14 protein-coding genes are annotated in these 16,643 nt (G+C 53.7%); 9 read left to right on the plus strand and 5 right to left on the minus strand.

Annotated elements, in window-relative coordinates:
• Positions 1-4: 4 nt before the first annotated feature.
• The 4 genes from CUN67_RS29520 to CUN67_RS29535 are packed head-to-tail and all read right to left on the minus strand — an operon-like array spanning position 5 to position 3,748.
• Complete coding sequence (locus tag CUN67_RS29520; RefSeq protein WP_208719200.1) at positions 5-862, minus strand: HpcH/HpaI aldolase family protein; 858 nt, start codon at positions 860-862, stop codon at positions 5-7.
• A gap of 29 nt (positions 863-891) precedes the next feature.
• Positions 892-1,737: an amidohydrolase family protein gene (locus tag CUN67_RS29525; RefSeq protein ID WP_208719202.1), complete on the minus strand. Its 846-nt coding sequence runs from the start codon at positions 1,735-1,737 to the stop codon at positions 892-894.
• Positions 1,738-1,751: 14 nt separating this feature from the next.
• Complete coding sequence (locus CUN67_RS29530; protein ID WP_208719620.1) at positions 1,752-2,777, minus strand: amidohydrolase family protein; 1,026 nt, start codon at positions 2,775-2,777, stop codon at positions 1,752-1,754.
• 11 nt (positions 2,778-2,788) lie between these two features.
• Positions 2,789-3,748: an ABC transporter substrate-binding protein gene (locus tag CUN67_RS29535; RefSeq protein WP_208719204.1), complete on the minus strand. Its 960-nt coding sequence runs from the start codon at positions 3,746-3,748 to the stop codon at positions 2,789-2,791.
• On the opposite strand from CUN67_RS29535, the gene CUN67_RS29540 reads away from it, so the two are divergent.
• From CUN67_RS29540 to CUN67_RS29575, 8 genes are all read left to right on the plus strand, one after another.
• A complete protein-coding gene (locus CUN67_RS29540; protein ID WP_208719206.1) occupies positions 3,747-3,887 on the plus strand; it encodes a hypothetical protein in 141 nt (46 codons plus the stop codon). The genes CUN67_RS29535 and CUN67_RS29540 overlap by 2 nt on opposite strands.
• 51 nt (positions 3,888-3,938) lie before the next feature.
• Positions 3,939-4,934 (plus strand): LysR substrate-binding domain-containing protein, encoded by a 996-nt coding sequence (locus tag CUN67_RS29545; RefSeq protein WP_208719209.1) that lies wholly within the window; start codon positions 3,939-3,941, stop codon positions 4,932-4,934.
• A 209-nt stretch (positions 4,935-5,143) separates the two neighbouring features.
• Positions 5,144-6,175 (plus strand): Bug family tripartite tricarboxylate transporter substrate binding protein, encoded by a 1,032-nt coding sequence (locus CUN67_RS29550; RefSeq protein ID WP_208719211.1) that lies wholly within the window; start codon positions 5,144-5,146, stop codon positions 6,173-6,175.
• Between the two features lie 109 nt (positions 6,176-6,284).
• Positions 6,285-7,136: an amidohydrolase family protein gene (locus tag CUN67_RS29555; RefSeq protein ID WP_208719213.1), complete on the plus strand. Its 852-nt coding sequence runs from the start codon at positions 6,285-6,287 to the stop codon at positions 7,134-7,136.
• Between the two features lie 119 nt (positions 7,137-7,255).
• Positions 7,256-9,247, plus strand: a complete 1,992-nt coding sequence (locus CUN67_RS29560; RefSeq protein ID WP_208719215.1) for a tripartite tricarboxylate transporter permease — start codon at positions 7,256-7,258, stop codon at positions 9,245-9,247.
• Between the two features lie 32 nt (positions 9,248-9,279).
• Positions 9,280-9,813 carry a carboxymuconolactone decarboxylase gene (locus CUN67_RS29565; protein ID WP_208719217.1) on the plus strand — a complete coding sequence of 178 codons (534 nt, stop codon included), beginning with the start codon at positions 9,280-9,282 and terminating at the stop codon, positions 9,811-9,813.
• A gap of 38 nt (positions 9,814-9,851) precedes the next feature.
• A complete protein-coding gene (locus tag CUN67_RS29570; protein WP_208719219.1) occupies positions 9,852-11,378 on the plus strand; it encodes an aldehyde dehydrogenase (NADP(+)) in 1,527 nt (508 codons plus the stop codon).
• Between the two features lie 175 nt (positions 11,379-11,553).
• Positions 11,554-12,906 (plus strand): porin, encoded by a 1,353-nt coding sequence (locus CUN67_RS29575; protein WP_254711462.1) that lies wholly within the window; start codon positions 11,554-11,556, stop codon positions 12,904-12,906.
• Positions 12,907-12,984: 78 nt separating this feature from the next.
• On the opposite strand, the gene CUN67_RS29580 is transcribed toward CUN67_RS29575, so the two are convergent.
• Positions 12,985-13,929, minus strand: coding sequence for a LysR substrate-binding domain-containing protein (locus tag CUN67_RS29580; protein WP_208719221.1), 945 nt, complete (start codon positions 13,927-13,929; stop codon positions 12,985-12,987).
• 1,046 nt (positions 13,930-14,975) lie between these two features.
• On the opposite strand from CUN67_RS29580, the gene CUN67_RS29585 reads away from it, so the two are divergent.
• Positions 14,976-16,640, plus strand: a complete 1,665-nt coding sequence (locus CUN67_RS29585) for a ShlB/FhaC/HecB family hemolysin secretion/activation protein (protein ID WP_208719223.1) — start codon at positions 14,976-14,978, stop codon at positions 16,638-16,640.
• Positions 16,641-16,643 lie beyond the last annotated feature (3 nt).

The raw sequence follows: 16,643 nt of genomic DNA on the forward strand, positions 1-16,643 counted from the left end.
CGTCTCAGTACCCCGCCATTTCACGGGACTGGCCGACCACGCCATAAGAGCGTTTCGGCGCAGACAGCAATAAACGGTAACCTTCATCCAGCAGGCGTCGGTGGTTATTCACCGTGACGTGCGGATTACCCACCACAACATTGTGTTTTTTACAGGTTTCGACAATGCGTCGCATCGCATCCTGCACTTCCGGGTGCTCGTACTGGCGCGGCAGACCCAGCTCCTGGCTGAGGTCACCTTCACCAATCAGGATAAAACCAATACCAGGCACATTGGCGAGCATGTCGTCGAGGTTTTCGATCGCCTGAGTACTTTCGCACATCAGACCGACCAGGATTTCCCCTTGCGGAGCCAATGGCCAGACGTCTGCCTTTTGATAGTATTCGGCCATCGACAGCCCCCAGTAACGCGCGGCATTGGCCGGGCCGTCACCGCGCACACCTTTCGGTTCGTACAGCGGCGCGTTTTTTGGGCGGGCATAGCGGCAGGAAGCCACAGCGTTGTATGCCTGTTCCACCGTCGCCACATGCGGCCAGACCACACCATAGCAGCCACGATCCAGAACCTGCTTGGCAAAGCTCTGATTCAGTTCAACACCGTTAGCCGGAATACGGGCAATGGGAGTGACCTGTGGCGCTACCGAGCCGGATTCCACGATTTGCTTGCGGCTCAGCATATATTGCAGCGCATCGCCCAGCGCACTGACATCGTACGGGTTGTGTTCCATCTCGTAGACGATGCCATGATAGGGGGAATCGCTCATCTCGATGGCGGTTTGCTTGTCCAGTTTGGCAAAGGCCATGTAGGCCGGGTTGCCAGATTCGAAAGCGTGGATGATGCTGTTCAGACGTGTAGCGGTCATATTCTCTTCCTCATGAGATGGGGTATGCCTCAGCGCAAGGCCGGGTAAAGTTTTTGAGCCGTCTTGCCAAATACCCAGCTGCGTTCCTCCTCGCTCAGACAAACCAGGCCTTGCTTTGCGGTCGCCAGAATCTCCGTCAGCGTGCCCGGGGAGGTGGGGAAATTTGATCCCCAGGCCATGCGCTGTGCACCGAATGCTTCCGCGACGCGGGGAAAGAAGGTTTCAGCGCTGGCCTTATTCTTCACAACGTCACCAAAAATGCGCGGTGTCAGCTTCAGGTAAATGTTGGGCAGGTCGGCCAGGGCGAACAAACTGCTGGCGTCGTGATAGGGCGGGCCATCGAGTACGTCAGGACGCCCAAGGTGATCGAGGATAATATTCACATCGGGAAAGGTTTCAGCCAGCATACGAACCTGCGGCAGGCCAATCGGGCCAGTCTGGATACACATGGGCAGCCCCAGTTCAGCCAGCACCTCCCAGGCTTTGAAAGCTTTAGGATTTTCAAGTTCACTGGGATCAAAGTCTTTAGTGGAGCCACCAGTAAAAATACGCAGACCAGCAAGGCCTTTTCCCACCCAGCTCCTGATAACCACTGGCACATCGTCGGCCAACATATCCACGGAACCCACCGCCACCAGACGGTCTCGATGCTGGTAGCAGCCGTCAATCACATAGCTGTTATCAAAACCGTAGGTTGTTGACGAGTGAACAACTGCGGCTTTGGCGACTCCCGCCTCGTCCATCGCAGCAATCAGGGATTCAACTGTGTTTGGTCGCTCCTGCGACCAGTCTGAACGCTTGCCGAACAGTGGGGCTGGCGGGTAGCGCTTTTCGTCGTCTGCGATAATATGTGGATGAATATCAATGATGTTCATGCTCAGCTCCTGCTTTATTTACCTTTAGCCTTCAGATAGTTATCCAGACGCGGATAGACACGTCGCGCATTGCCTTCGAAAATGGCGTGGCGATCTTCATCAGAAAGCGCTTCACACGCATCGATGTAGCGTTTGGTGTCGTCGAAATAGTGCCCGGTGTCAGGGTCTTTACCGCGCACAGCACCGATCATCTCTGAGCCAAATAACACGTTGCGGGTCGGCACTACCTGCGTCAGCAGTTCCACACCCGGATGGTGGTAGACGCAGGTATCGAAGAAGATGTTATCCAGCAGTCCTTCCAGCGGTCGTTTGGCCATCTCTAACGACATACCGCGATAGCGACCCCAGTGGTAAGGCACTGCTCCTCCGCCATGCGGAATCACCAGGCGTAAAGTCGGGAAGTCTTTGAACAGATCTGCCTGTAACAACTGCATGAAAACCGAGGTGTCAGCATTGAGGTAGTGAGCGCCCGTGCCGTGGTGGCAAGGGTTGCACGATGCTGCGACGTGAATCATGGCCGGCACGTCCAGGTCACACAGCGCCTCAAATATCGGATACCACTCACGATCGGTGACAGGTTTACCTGTCCAGTAACCTCCGCTGGGGTCAGGGTTCAGGTTACAACCGACAAAACCCATCTCCTCAATACAGCGCCGGAGCTCTGGCACAGAATTTTTTGGCGGAGCCAACGGCGATTGCGGTAACTGACAGACGGGAACAAAGTTGTCGGGATAAAGATCGCAGACGCGTCGTACCAGATTGTTGGAAACTTCCGCCCACTCCAGACTGGTACGTTCGTTGCCCAGGTGGTGGCTCATCAGTCCGGCAATCGGTGAGAACAGGGTAAGATCTCCACCGCGCTCTTGCTGCAACCGCAACTGGCCATGACCGATCCCCTCACGAATCTGATCGTCAGTAACATGGGCACCAGCAAGCGGTGGAGCATTTAGCGGATCATCAGCGTACTCAATTTGTTTGGCACGCCAGTCACGGAACGAAGCCGGGACGGTGGTGAAGTGGCCGTGGCAATCAATAATCATCATCTGCTCCTTCAGGCCTGTGGGTCGACGAACAGTTCGTTCATGGACATACGCCGCGGAGTGAGACCCTGTTTGTACGCCGTTGCTTCCAGTGCTTCGATAGTTTTACGGTTCGCCTCAATGCCATAGGGCAGCGGGTCGTGACCGACAATCTTCCGAAGCTCAAGGTATTTTTTGTCGGTTTTACTGGTGGCTTCACCCGTATCAAGGTGGGCAAGGTAGGCTTTTTTCGCCTTGTCGAAAGCGTCATACAGGGATTTAGCAATCCAGGGGTGCTCGGCCAGTACTGAATCCTTCACCACGATCGTGCCATGCATCGGATAAACGCCAGTACGTGCGTAATATTCAGCTTCTACCTCAGCCGCATCTGGCAGCAGATCGGGATAGTCTGCGGCGACTTCTTTCCAGCCATCAGTCGGGTTGCCAGTTCGGCCAATCCCCGCATTGCCGCCAAATCCGGCCACCAGCTCGCCCTCAGCCATCATGTCAGCGAGGGGACGAGTTGCGTGAACAACATTGGCTGGCAGTTTGAGCTGGGTTACATGCTCCTCATCATCAACCACCCATGTGACCTTATCTGAGTCCAGGCCGTATTCATCAATCAGCACCTGACGGTTCCAGACGCCAGTCGTGACGGAATAGGCACGAACGCCGACCTTTTTACCTTCCAGATCCTTCGGATGGCGGATGTTGGCATCCGGACGCACCAGCAGCCCCCCATGATGAAAACGGCGCACAACAAAAATGGGCAGGGCAACGAACGGAGCACCATAGGCACGGGCAATGATGTAGGTGGTGGGGGCAATTTCGCAGACGTCGAACTCAACATCGCGCACCATGCGTCGAAACGCCGCGATTTGTGGTTTCACAGTAATGAATTCAGCATCCACGCCTTCAATCGGAATAGCACCGCTGCGAATCGCAGCAGTATGCGGATGGTCGGCGATAGCAATTTTAAGATGAACTGACATGTTTCTTTCCTTAGTGGTGATGTTGTCAAACAACGAATTGCAGACTGACGAGACAGCCCTTTTGGTTAAAACTGACCGTCACTTCCTGGCTCTGGATCGCATTTTTATGCTGCCCGCTGGATGGCTGTCCGTCGATTGAGTAAAAAAGAGTGAGGCTTAACAAAATGGTAAAACTGCTGAGGGAGAGAAAATGGCAGAGTTTGACTGGTACCTTCAGGTCAACCTGAAGGCACGGCACCTGCGCCTGCTTGTGGCAATAGACACTTACCGCAATTTGACTCAGGTGGCCGAGATCACCCATGTGACCGTGCCAGCCGTGTCGAAATCGCTGGCTGAGCTTGAACGAGGGCTGGGCCTCAACCTGTTTTCACGCACCATGCAGGGCGTGGTGCCGACGCCTTACGGCGAATGCCTGATTCGCCATGCGCGCGCAATGACGGCGATCCTGCATCAGGCGCGTGATGAACTAAAAACTCTAAGTTCCGGGGCCGAAGGTAAAGTTCGCATAGGTATGTTGCCCGCCTCGGCTTCCGCATTGTTGCCACAGGCGCTGAGCATTCTCAAACAGCAATCACCGGGAACAAATGTGACGGTGCTTGAGGGTACTACCGAGTCGCTGCTGCCTGAACTCTGGCTGGGACATCTTGATTTGGTGGTGGGGCGTCTGCCTGCTCCGGATACATCGAGCAGCTTTGATGAGCAGGAGTTGCTGGAAGAACCGGTGATGCTGATGACCGGACGTCACCATCCGCTGGCGCGTTGCAAAAACGTGAAGTGGACGGACCTGGCGGCTTATCCCTGGATATTGCCCCCACCCGGTTCAATTCTACGCGACCCACTGGAGCGGGTGCTGGAAGCAAATAATGTGCCCCTGACGAATAACTATATCGAGACGCTGTCAATTCACGTGGTACGCGCACATTTGCAGGTCTCTGATTTTATTGCCGTAATGGCAGGTTCGATCGCCAAAGACTTCGCGCAACCGCTGCATACGCTGCCATTGAGTTTACCGCGACTGGTTCGCCCGGCCGGGATGTTATGGAATCGCAACCGTGGTCTGACCCCCAGCGCCAAAATCATGGTTTCCTGTCTGGAAGAGGCAGCCCGGCAGCTGTCTGCCAACCTCGACAACACCTCACCTCTGGTTTCATCCTCTATCAATACCTTGCCAGACCACACATATTAAACATCCGCGTTGTTCTGATCCCCCGACCGGGGGCTATTAGCCCCGGCCCTCGGCGACGTTTACCCTCGGGTTAACCATTTGCTCAAACCATGAGTCGCTTTTCTCAATGGACACCAGGTTAACGCATGGACAACATTTGGCTAACGAACGATAAACATTCTGGCTGACCTGGTCAGCCTCACGCCAATGATGACCAGGAGAGAAAGGCTATGGGGATTTCACGCCAGGGGATATTGCTCGGTTTAACGCTGACAGCAGCGACATGCGTGAGCGGTCCTGCTTTTGGTCAGTCCGTTGCCGAGTTCTATCACGGCAAAGTGCTTACGCTGCTGGTCAGTGCCGATGCCGGGACGCCAACCGACACCTTTGCACGTCAGTTTGCGCGTTTTTATGCAACCCATATTCCGGGTCACCCGATACCAGTAGTGCAGAACGTGGTGGGGGCTGGAGGGATGGTTGCCGCCGCATCACTTCAGTCTTCGCAGCCGAAAGATGGCACCGTAGTTGGGTTCCTGCAACGCAACAATCTTTACACACCGCTGCTGGAACCTGATGGCAGCAATTTTGATCCGCGCCAGTTAACCTGGCTGGGGAGTCTCGACAAAGTCAGCTACTCACTGGTCGCGATGACCCGGACCGGCGTGACTACAGCTGACGATCTGTTCAGGAAGACGTTATTTATCGGTGCGACTGGCTTCTCCAGTGAGAACCGGGTTTTGCCCGCCATGCTCGACCAGTATGCCGGTAGCAAACTAAAAATCGTTTCGGGCTACACCGGGCGTAGTGAAGTTTATCTGGCAATGCAGCGTGGTGAAGTTGATGGCTGGGCCTCGACGGTGGATGGGCTACAGGAGGGAGAACCAGCACGTATGCTGGCAGATGGCCGCATGAAGGTGGTTTTGCATCTGGGCTGGCACAGCGATCCTGCTTTCCCCAATGTGCCCAATCTCAGCAGCTATATCACCAATCCGGATGCCAAAGCGTTGTTTAACTTTTTTCTCGCGCCGTTCGAAGCAGGGCGACCCATCGCGGTGCCGAAAGGCGTACCGCAGGATCGGTTGGATGCATTACGCAAAGCGTTCGCCGAAACAGTGACAGATCCCGAGTTCACGGCGTCGATGAAGGCGTCTGGTTTCCCGATTGAAGCAATTGACGGTAAGGAGGTGGAGAACATCATCGACGCGCTTTATGCCACACCTGAAGCGGTGCTGAAGCAGGCACGCAAGTTCCACAATCGTTAATTCATACCCTACATAGAGTCTGTAAAGCATTCAGCTCTGATATTCATAACAAAATGTCATGATCCCGCAGAGGATAAATGACAGCAAATCATTAAAAGGCCCGATCAATATGACACCGGAAATCATCGATATTCATCCGCATATTATCTCCACCGACACTGACCGTTATCCGATTGCGCCTCAACATGGGCACCGTTCGAAATGGTCTGCCACCCGTCCTGCCACACTGGAAAAACTGATTGAGGAAATGGATGAGGCGGGGATAGCAAAAGCAGCGATCGTGCACTCTTCAACCACCTACGGCCACAACAATGCTTACGTTGCCGATTCCGTAGCGACGTATCCGCAGCGCTTTACCGGTGTGTATTCCTTCGACCTTCTTGCCCCGGATGCATTACACACTTTCGAATACTGGTTAGCCAGAGGAATGGGGGGAATTCGGCTATTCACCGGCGGTGCCACCCATCAGACTGACGGCAGCTGGCTGGTAAACCCGGCAACGTTTCCGATCTGGCAGCGTTGTGCCGAACTTGGCATGACGATGGTCATCCAGACCACCCCGGAAGGGTTGAACATGGTGGCGGAACTGGCTGAGCGTTTCCCGGATGTCAGGATTGCGCTCGATCATTGCGGGCGTCCTAATCTGGAAGGGGGATTCCCCTATACCGCATGTAACGGGTTATTCGAACTGGCGAAGTACCGCAATATTTATCTCAAAATCACACCTAAAACTTTCGAGCTGGCACAGGCCGCTCCGGGTGGTGCTGAGGCATTTTTCGCTCATCTGGTAACGGTCTTTGGCGCAGATCATCTCGCCTTTGGCTCGAATTATCCGGCATCAGCAGGCCCGATGAAAAAACTGATAGAGCTGGGGCAAACCTGTTTCTCGGCGCTCAGCGAAGAGGAACAAGCCTGGGTCTGGGGGCGTACGGCGAAAATTCTTTATCCGGCTCTTGCCTGACTGGATAAAAGGCGCTTAAGACGCGCCTGCCGGGAAAGCACAACGGGAAAGTGACGTTGTGTCTGTCCTCAAAACTCGTCTTCTCACTGAGTGAGCCAGCCTACTAATCAGGATGAATCATGGATTTCTTTCTCGATTCTTCAATACTCTCGACAGCGAGTCATGCGCTGTCGCTCATATTATCGTTAGACCGTCTGGTATTTGTCATCGCTGGCGTATTAGTTGGGATAGCCATTGGGTTAGTACCAGGTGTGGGGGGCCTGACTGGTTTCGCACTGCTGGTGCCATTCACCTACACTATGGACCCGATCGCGGCGTTAGGGATGTTGCTGGGGATGCATTCCGTTACCGCAACCTCTGATGTTCTCGGTGCCGTACTGTTAGGGGTGCCTGGCAGCGCCGCTTCGCAGGCGACCGTGCTCGACGGATTGCCGATGACCCAGCGTGGTGAAGCCTCACGCGCGCTGAGTGCCTGTTATACCTCCTCGCTAATGGGAGGATTGATCGGTGCCGCCATTCTTGCCATTTCCTTACCGTTGATACGGCCATTGGTTCTTGCGATTACCACTCCCGAAATGCTGGCACTGACCATTTTTGGCATCACTATGGTTGCGGTGCTGTCCGGTAAAGCGCCGCTCAGGGGCGTTGTTGCAGCCTGTTTCGGTATTCTTATCGGCATGATTGGTACCAACGTGGAGACCGGCCAGTTGCGCTGGACAGGGCATTTACTCTATCTGGAGGAGGGAATCCCCATCCTGCCGGTTCTGTTGGGGGTATTCGCGCTGCCTGAACTGTGCGATCTGGCGATCAAACGCACCACCATCAGCAACCATACGTCTGTTGGCACCTTTAAAGGCATGGGACAGGGCGTCAAGGATACGGTGCGCAACTGGTTCCTGGTGCTGCGCTGCGCTTTTATTGGAGCATTCTGCGGTACCGTGCCGGGTATCACCGGTTCGGTGACCGACTGGATTGCCTATGGCCATGCACTGCAAACGGAGAAGGGAGCCAGTCAAAGCTTTGGTAAGGGGGATGTGCGCGGGGTGATTGCCCCGGAGGCGGCAAATAACTCGCGAGAAGGCGGCATGCTGGTGCCGATGCTGGCATTCGGGTTACCCGGTGGCGCAGCACAGGCTATTTTACTCGGTGCGCTGATGGTTCACGGCTTTAACCCAGGGCCGGATATGCTGACTAAACATCTGGATCTGACCTACTCCATGGTGTGGTCGATCGCTATTGCCAACATTTTTGGGGCTGGCTTGTGTTTCCTGTTCAGCGGCCAGTTTGCCAAAGTCGCGGCGTTACGTTATTCGCTGATCCTGCCGGTTATCATTCCTGTAGTCATGGTTGGCGCTTTCCAGGGTTCACGCAGCTGGGGCGATCTGTTTGTAGTGCTGATTGCCGGATTGATTGGCTGGATCATGAAGCGTCAGAAATGGCCTCGGCCACCCCTGATTCTGGGACTGGTGCTTGGTTTGCTGATTGAACGTTATATGTCGATTTCGTTCATGCGTTATGACACCGCCTGGCTGCTGCGTCCTGGGGTTATCGTCCTGCTCACGCTTTCGGCCTTTGTTCTGCTCAGCCCCCTGTTCAAACTGATGAAAAAAGGCGAGCTGGCGCAATTGTTCTGGCGACCACAGGGTGCCAAAGCCACATTTCACGCCGAAGACTTTATCTATGTTTTTTTTATTGGAATTGCCATTTTCATGCTGGTGACCGCGCAGAAGTGGAACTTTTTGGCATCGATAGGGCCAACGGTGGTCGCCAGTATCCTGATCATCGCGGGTGTAATCAGTCTCGCCTACAAAGTTCTCTTCACCTCAACACATGTACCTGAAGGTCGTACCTTATCCGCACCGTTGTCTGCCAAACTGACTCTGCTACGGGCAATGCGCTTCTTCGGCTGGTTTATTGCCTTTCTGATCGTTACCGCATTGATTGGCATGCTGCCGACCATCCCGCTGATCATGATTGCTTTTATGCGTGTTGAGAGCCGTGAACCCTGGCGGCTGAGCATCATCCTTGCAGCCTGTGTAACGACATTTCTGTATGTGGTGTTTGACCGGGTTCTGCATATCGCCTGGCCAAGCCATCTTTTCGTCTGGTGAAGCCAGCAAACTTTAACAGAAGGAGAAAGAAGATGAATTCACGATTACAGAAAATTGAACCCGATAATGCCTCCGCCTCGCAGCAGGAAGTCATCGCAAAATTAAGTGAGGCCAGAGGGCGCATTCCGACGCCGTTCAACATCTGGCTGCATAACCCGAACCTCGCCAAAGGCATGGAGATTATTGGCACGCACATTGACAGTTCGCCGGTACTGGACGAGGTGGAGAGTGAAGTCGCCATTTTATCCACTGCAGTGTTCTGGAACGCCCCCTATGTAATTGCCAATCATCGCCGACACGCCATTGAGGCAGGGGTGCCGGAAACGGTGGTGGAAGCCATTCTCAGCAGGCAATGCCTCGCAACAGGTGATGACCGTCTCGGTCTGATATGTCAGGCAGTATGGGATCTGCTTGGTGGAGGGGAGATTAGCGACCAACGCTTTGCCCGTTACGCAGCGGAACTGGGCCGGGCAGTGATTGCCGAGCTGCTTATCGTAATCGGGTATTTCACCTCGGTGTCACTTGCCATGACCTTACATGCGTTGCAACCCAAAGCCAGCGGCTAAACAGCAAAACCACTCATGCATATTTAAAAGGAGGTCCGATGAACGGCACAACCCCTTTCATTCCCCACGGTCAGCATTTTATTGCTGGCGAACTGGTAGCGTCCGAAGCGCAATGCTTCTCGACTCCCGTCCACGGCCCGGCACATGCCTTCTCAATGGGTACAACGGCGCTGATCGAAAAAGCCTGTCGTGCTGCGGAAGAGGCGTTCTGGTCGTATGGTTATAGTTCGCGTGAAGAACGTGCCCTGTTTCTGGAGACCATTGCGGAAGAGATTGAAGCCCGTGCTGATGCGATCACCGCAATCGGCACTCAGGAAACAGGTTTACCGGTCTCCCGTCTGGTCGGGGAGCGCGGACGGACGGTGATGCAACTGCAACTCTTTGCTGCGCATATTCGCTCCGGCGATTATCTTGATCGTCGTTGCGATTCCAGTCTGACGTTTCCGCAGCCGATGACAAATCCCAGACTGCGCTCAATGCAGCGTCCCATCGGCCCGGTTGCCGTTTTTGGCGCATCCAATTTCCCGCTCGCATTTTCCGTTGCCGGTGGTGATACCGCGTCAGCGTTGGCAGCGGGCTGTCCGGTGGTGGTTAAAGGTCATCCCGCGCATCCGGGCACATCGGAAATCGTGGCACAGGCGATACTGACGGCTACTTCCCGATGTGGCATCCATCCGGGGGTTTTCTCATTGGTACAGGCCGGGCCGCGCAACATTGGCGAAGCACTGGTCAGGCATCCGTTGATTAGAGCGGTTGGGTTTACTGGCTCGTTGAGCGGGGGGCGCGCCTTGTTCGACCTCTGTGCAACCCGTCCCGAACCGATTCCTTTTTTCGGCGAGCTTGGTTCGATCAACCCGATGTTTGTCATGCCTGGTGCACTGGCGGAACGCGGTGCGGAGATCGCGCGCGGTTGGGCTGAGTCACTGACTATGGGCGCAGGGCAGTTTTGCACCAATCCCGGCATTGTTGTGGTCATGCGTGGTACGCAAGGTGACGCTTTTGCTGAGGCGGCCCGTGCTGCTCTGGTTCAGATTCAACCGCAACCCATGCTGACCGAGTCCATTGCCAAAGCGTATCAATCCGGACGCGACCAGATTGCGGCAGTGCCGGGGGTGAAAGCGTTACTGACCTCGTCGGGTGAACCACGTATGGCCACACCCAATCTGTTCTGCGTGGCAGCCGCAGAATGGCTGGCAAATCATAACCTGGCCGAAGAGGTCTTCGGCCCACTGGGTCTCATCGTCACGGTAGAAAATGTCGCCGGGATGCGAGAGATCGCCCATTCTTTCGCCGGACAATTGACGGCAACGATACACAGTGACGAGTCAGATACCGAGGCAGCCCGTGACCTGCTACCGATCCTTGAACGTAAAGCAGGGCGAATACTGTTCAATGGATTCCCAACCGGTGTGGATGTCTGCGATGCGATGGTTCATGGCGGCCCTTATCCTGCATCGACCAACTTCGGTGCGACCTCGGTCGGTACGCTTGCCATTCGCCGTTGGTTACGTCCCATTTGTTACCAGAACTTTCCATCAAGCTTATTACCGGATGATTTACGATGAGATAAATAATATTTAAACCCTACATGAACTTCCCACAAAGCGAATTACCGAAGGTTGTGCCATGACATCGGTAGAGCAGTCCATGTCCGTTCTCTGGCGTCTGAAGACGCCACTTCGTGTGCTTTTCGGTCAGTTTATTTAACAAATCCAATAAATAAAAAATAGAGTTAATAACATGACGAAATACAGGAATATCGTACTGGCCTGTTCGGCACTGACATATATCAATGTTTTACCTGCATGGGCTGAGCAAGATACAGAACAAAGTAAACAGCTACAGATGCTGACGGCACAGATTGCGGCAATGAGTAAAAGACTTGACCAGATGGGAGAAGAATTACAGGAGCAAAAGATTGAAAATCAACAACTCAGGGCCTCAACAAAGCAACCTGAGCAGAAAGTGGCAAACCCACCGCCGCAAAAGGTTGTCACCACCTCACCGCCTAAAAATAACAACACATTAAAAGCGCTGGCTCACGAACATAATATCTCGATGTATGGTCAAATAGATCTTGGCGTTGAGCATATTAATAACGTCAGCGGCAGTGGAAATGTGACGCGTTTAAGTTCCGGGATTGGGACTTCTTATTTAGGTATTCATGGGACAGAATATATTAACAATAACCTGCGCGCGATCTGGAACCTGGAATCTGGATTCTCACCCGATAATGGCACCTCGCTTCAGGGGGGGCGCATTTTCGGTCGTCAGTCCTGGTTGGGGCTGGCAGGTAAATATGGTGCGCTGACGTTAGGTCGTCAATATAACGTACGTTTTCTGGCATGGAAGGAACTTAACCCGTTTGGTGCAGGATCACATGGCATCACTACCCTGGATGAGGGTTATACAGGCACAGCGCGTTCTGATAACTCTATCCGCTATGTGCTGCCGATTGGTGGGTTTACCTTTGGTGGTAACTACAGTTTTGGTCGGGATGCGGTGAAAGGGACCAGTGTTGTAGCCAGTAATTGCGCCGGAGAAAGTGACGATACGAATGAGTGTCGCGAATGGGCCGTTATGGCTAAATACGATGCCAAAAACTGGGGGGTATCCAGCGCTTATGAACGAATTTATGGCGGAACACCAGAAACTTATGGTGGGCTGACGTCTCCTGACATTACGGACAATCGCTTCTTGCTGGGTGGTTACTATATGATCAATAAAGCGAAGATTGCGATCGGTTGGGTAAAACGCGACAACGAGGGTATCGATAACCCACGGAGTAACCTGGTGTGGATCTCCGCGAAAATGCCAGTGACTAAAAACATCTCGATCGACGGCATGCTGGGGCAGCTCAAGTACGACAATTCGCCCAATAAAGCCCAGGCGATTGTGTTACGTGGGGTTTACTCGCTTTCCAAACGGACAGAGCTGTATATGTCAGCTGAGCATATGAGTAACAGTGGCGACCTCAGCCTGCCCGCGACAAACTCTTCACCCAAGGTTGCCCCGCCAGCAGGAGGGTCACAGTATTCCATCATTACCGGGATAAAATTCCGCTGGGGTGGTAATTTCGATACCGAAGATTAACGTCTTCTCCGCAGGCCCGACATTCCCGCTAAATCTGGGGGGTGTCGGTCAATATGAACATGCCTGCGTGATGATAAGTTATTGTTTACCTGCGCTATCCAGTTGCTGAGCTGCTTCTTCCAGGCAGGAAACCATCAGTTTCGCACTGGGCGTCAGGCCACGGTTGCGATTCCACAGCACACCGGCTGGCCGGAGCAATTTCGGCAGTTTCAGGGGAAGTTTATAGAAATAATCGTCGGCATCATTGACGAGAGACACCGCCATCACTGCAATGAAATCAGATGCCTGTAAATGACCGCGCACCACGTGAATAGAGAGTGTCTCAATATAGTTATTGGTCAGCGGCACATTCTTCGCTTCAAGCACTTGTTCCAGTGGATCGCGCAGAAGGGAACCAGGTGGAGGCAGTATCCAGGGGTAAGCGGCCAGATCTGTCCATTGCACACTCTTCCTGTGCGCCAGTGGATGGTGACGACCGGTCATCAGCACCACCGGCTCTTCGAGCAGTTCTTTTTCCTCAAAACTGCCGAGCGTATCCATCGCGGGCAGGCGGCCAACAACCAAATCGAGCTGTCCCTGCCACAACTCCGGCAGCAGCGATTCTGTCGTACCTTCGGTAACTGTTATATTGGTTCCCGGAGATCGCTCTTTCAGCAATTGTAACGCCTGCGGCAGCAGAACCGAGGCAGAGGCGGCTAACATCCCGATACGTACCTTACCTTCAGCGCCAGAATTCAGCGCCTTCAACTCATCGCGTGCCTGATGCAAAATCCCCAGCATGGTTTTTGCGTGCCGAATCAGGCATTCGCCGTACTCGGTCGGCATCAGACCATAGGTGGTGCGTGAAAATAACACGAGCCCCAAACCCCGCTCAAGCTCAGCCAGTGATTTCGACACTGCGGGTACGGTGACATGAGTAATCTCAGCGACCTGCGTCAGGTTGCGATAGGTATCGATTGCAACCAGCAAGCGCAGATGGCGGGCCTTCAGATTGATTTGAAGATACCAGTCGAGATGGTTCATTAAATATACCTCTGCCGTTGTTTATCTGATTGCTCTCGCTGACAGCCATGTTCAGCCCAACGGATACAGAAAGAGGATAATGCTGAAATTCGGGCGTATTCAGAAGCAATGAATAGCTGGCTGGCGTTAGTGAAAGCGTATGAAAACGCCCGGGAAAGCAAACAGATACTGCCTGTCTGCCCTGTTATTAGCTATTGAGAAAATCGGCATACAGCTTGAGTAAATAGTTAAAACAGGATTGAACAGCCCGGTACGGTAATGGGTATCGCAATACAGGAAGTGCGGAGGAGGGTACGTAAATTCAGTTGCGCATGAGTCCATTCAGCCAGCGGCTCATATGTTGTCAGTAGATCTTCCCGTGTAACATAAACATTGAAGATGTGCGGCATAGTTAGCGAAGAGGCCCTGCTGCTCTCCGGCTTCAGCCTGGCAGACCTTCAGAAGGTTAAAATAACGTAGAAAGTTATGGTGGAACGCTGGCAGAAGCCATTCAGGATCTGGCCAACCGGTTCAGGATTGTGCTTTGGATTTCCTGCGGTTGTCTTGCTGTTTTTGTCTGGGTTTGTTTCTCAGGCGACCGTCTTTACACCATTTCCATGGGTGTCGGTTTGCTATTCACCATGCTCATCGTGGTATTCATTCAGCCGCCAGTTCTCTCTTAAAAGTCCTGGTGGTACTGGAAAACGCATCATCATTAACATAACAGATTATCTACGGGCTACCGGTTTTGGATTGAGCATCATCTGCTCGCTTCGGTAAGAGCCACTCTCTCCAGCTAATGATTCCGTAACAAGCTAAACTTCTCAACATCGTTCCGGCTTATCTGAACCCTAATCCACTTTGAGCCAGATTTATTGAGATATACCACCCGCCCACAATTCGACTGAATATTTGCCTTACGTAAGTGCAGTGCCATGTACTAATTCGAATAATTCAACCCTTATCGCTTTTCCCGGCAGACCAGGAAAAAACTGATTGTTTAAGTGTTATTCTGCACATTCTTGCTTACACAAAATTTACAATCAGATTAATTAAACCTTTCGACGATGATGGCAAAAAAAGGGAAGTCTCTGGTGCTGTGCGCCAGCCTTATATGCTTCACCGGGGTGGCTGCGCCGCTGACGCCTGGCGACCGTGATTTTATTCAGACTCAGCAGCAGCAGCGCCTGCAGCAGGACCAGCAGCAGCGCGATGCGCTGTCGCATACGGTAGCGCCGCAGAGCCCGCCAGCAGCGGCTTCCGGTCAGTCAGGACCCTGTTTCCCGATCCAGCATGTTGAAATTCGTAACGCCACGCTGATATCGGAGAGTCAGCAACAGACGCTGACTGCTCCTTATATTAATCAATGCCTCGACTTAACAAAAATTAATTCGCTGGTACACGCGATTTCTGACTGGTATATGCAGCGCGGCTTTATTACCAGCCGGGCTTTTTTAACTGAGCAGGACCTGTCGCAGGGCGGGTTAATTATTCCGGTGCTGGAAGGGAAACTGGATACCATCCGCCTCGACGGTAAACATCCGTTAATGCTGGCGATGGCCTTTCCTGGTCTCGAAGGCAGAATCCTCAACCTGCGCGATATTGAGCAGGGCATGGAACAGATTAATCGCGTGCGCAGTACTCCGGTGCAGATTGAAATCCTGCCATCCCCCAGAACGGGTTATTCGGTGGTGAATCTGACGGAATACCCGCAATTTCCCCTCAGTGCGTCAGTCGGATTTGATAACAGCGGGCAGAAGAGTACCGGCGTCGGCCAGCTCACTGCATCACTGGTGGGTAATAACCTGCTGGGCCTGGCAGATCGCTGGTTTTTCAGCGGGGGACGCAGCAGCGACTTCCGCGAATGGCGCGACGCGCAGAACCTGCAGGCCGGAGTCAGCGTACCTTATGGCTATGGCCTGCTGGACTACAGCTACAGCTGGAGCAACTATCACAGCAGCTTCGTGAATAACGGCTTCACCTGGTACAGCTCGGGCGACAACATTGCGCATCGCCTGAATGGCTCCTGGGTGTTGTTCCGCAATGGTGATATCAAAACCGGCGTGCAGCTCGGACTGAATCATTATTCCAGCCGCAACTACCTCAACGACACGCTGCTGGAAAGCAGCAGCCGCAAAATCACCAGCCTGCAGTTCGGTATCAGCCATACCCAGAAAATCCTCGGCGGCATCGCCACCCTGAATCCGACGTTCAGCCGGGGTATGCCGTGGTTTGAGGCTGAAAGCGACGCGGGCAAAACCGGCGATTTACCCAAAGCGGAATTCCGCAAGTGGAGCATCAGCGCCAGCTTTCAGCGCCCGGTGACCAGCAAACTCTGGTGGCTCAGCAGCCTGTACGCGCAGTGGTCGCCGGACCGGCTGTACGGCAGCGAGCGCCTGACGATTGGCGGGGAAAGCTCGGTGCGCGGTTTCAAAGAGCAGTATCTCTCCGGGGATGCCGGGGGCTACCTGCGCAATGAACTGAATTACAGCCTGTTTACCCTGCCGGTGATGGGCGAGGTCAGCGCGCTGGCAGCCGTTGACGGCGGCTTGCTGAAAAGTGATGCGCAGGACCGCGAACCCACCGGCACCCTGTGGGGCAGCGCGGTGGGACTCAGCACCCGCAATAAATACTTTTACACCCAGTACACGCTCGGTATCCCGCTCAGCTACCCCGGTTATCTGCATCCGGATCACGTCAGCATCTACGCCCGCATCGGGCTGGTTTTCTAAGAG

Source organism: Pantoea cypripedii (genome assembly GCF_011395035.1).
Taxonomy (GTDB): domain Bacteria; phylum Pseudomonadota; class Gammaproteobacteria; order Enterobacterales; family Enterobacteriaceae; genus Pantoea; species Pantoea cypripedii_A.

Excerpts from the sequence above, each read along its gene's own strand:
- CUN67_RS29530 (WP_208719620.1), bottom strand. The coding sequence starts at position 2,777 with ATGATTATTGATTGCCACGGCCACTTCACCACCGTCCCGGCTTCGTTC.
- CUN67_RS29520 (WP_208719200.1), bottom strand. The coding sequence starts at position 862 with ATGACCGCTACACGTCTGAACAGCATCATCCACGCTTTCGAATCTGGC.
- CUN67_RS29535 (WP_208719204.1), bottom strand. The coding sequence starts at position 3,748 with ATGTCAGTTCATCTTAAAATTGCTATCGCCGACCATCCGCATACTGCT.
- CUN67_RS29585 (WP_208719223.1), top strand. The coding sequence starts at position 14,976 with ATGATGGCAAAAAAAGGGAAGTCTCTGGTGCTGTGCGCCAGCCTTATA.
- CUN67_RS29575 (WP_254711462.1), top strand. The coding sequence starts at position 11,554 with ATGACGAAATACAGGAATATCGTACTGGCCTGTTCGGCACTGACATAT.
- CUN67_RS29525 (WP_208719202.1), bottom strand. The coding sequence starts at position 1,737 with ATGAACATCATTGATATTCATCCACATATTATCGCAGACGACGAAAAG.
- CUN67_RS29570 (WP_208719219.1), top strand. The coding sequence starts at position 9,852 with ATGAACGGCACAACCCCTTTCATTCCCCACGGTCAGCATTTTATTGCT.
- CUN67_RS29550 (WP_208719211.1), top strand. The coding sequence starts at position 5,144 with ATGGGGATTTCACGCCAGGGGATATTGCTCGGTTTAACGCTGACAGCA.
- CUN67_RS29555 (WP_208719213.1), top strand. The coding sequence starts at position 6,285 with ATGACACCGGAAATCATCGATATTCATCCGCATATTATCTCCACCGAC.
- CUN67_RS29540 (WP_208719206.1), top strand. The coding sequence starts at position 3,747 with ATGTTTCTTTCCTTAGTGGTGATGTTGTCAAACAACGAATTGCAGACT.
- CUN67_RS29565 (WP_208719217.1), top strand. The coding sequence starts at position 9,280 with ATGAATTCACGATTACAGAAAATTGAACCCGATAATGCCTCCGCCTCG.
- CUN67_RS29580 (WP_208719221.1), bottom strand. The coding sequence starts at position 13,929 with ATGAACCATCTCGACTGGTATCTTCAAATCAATCTGAAGGCCCGCCAT.
- CUN67_RS29560 (WP_208719215.1), top strand. The coding sequence starts at position 7,256 with ATGGATTTCTTTCTCGATTCTTCAATACTCTCGACAGCGAGTCATGCG.
- CUN67_RS29545 (WP_208719209.1), top strand. The coding sequence starts at position 3,939 with ATGGCAGAGTTTGACTGGTACCTTCAGGTCAACCTGAAGGCACGGCAC.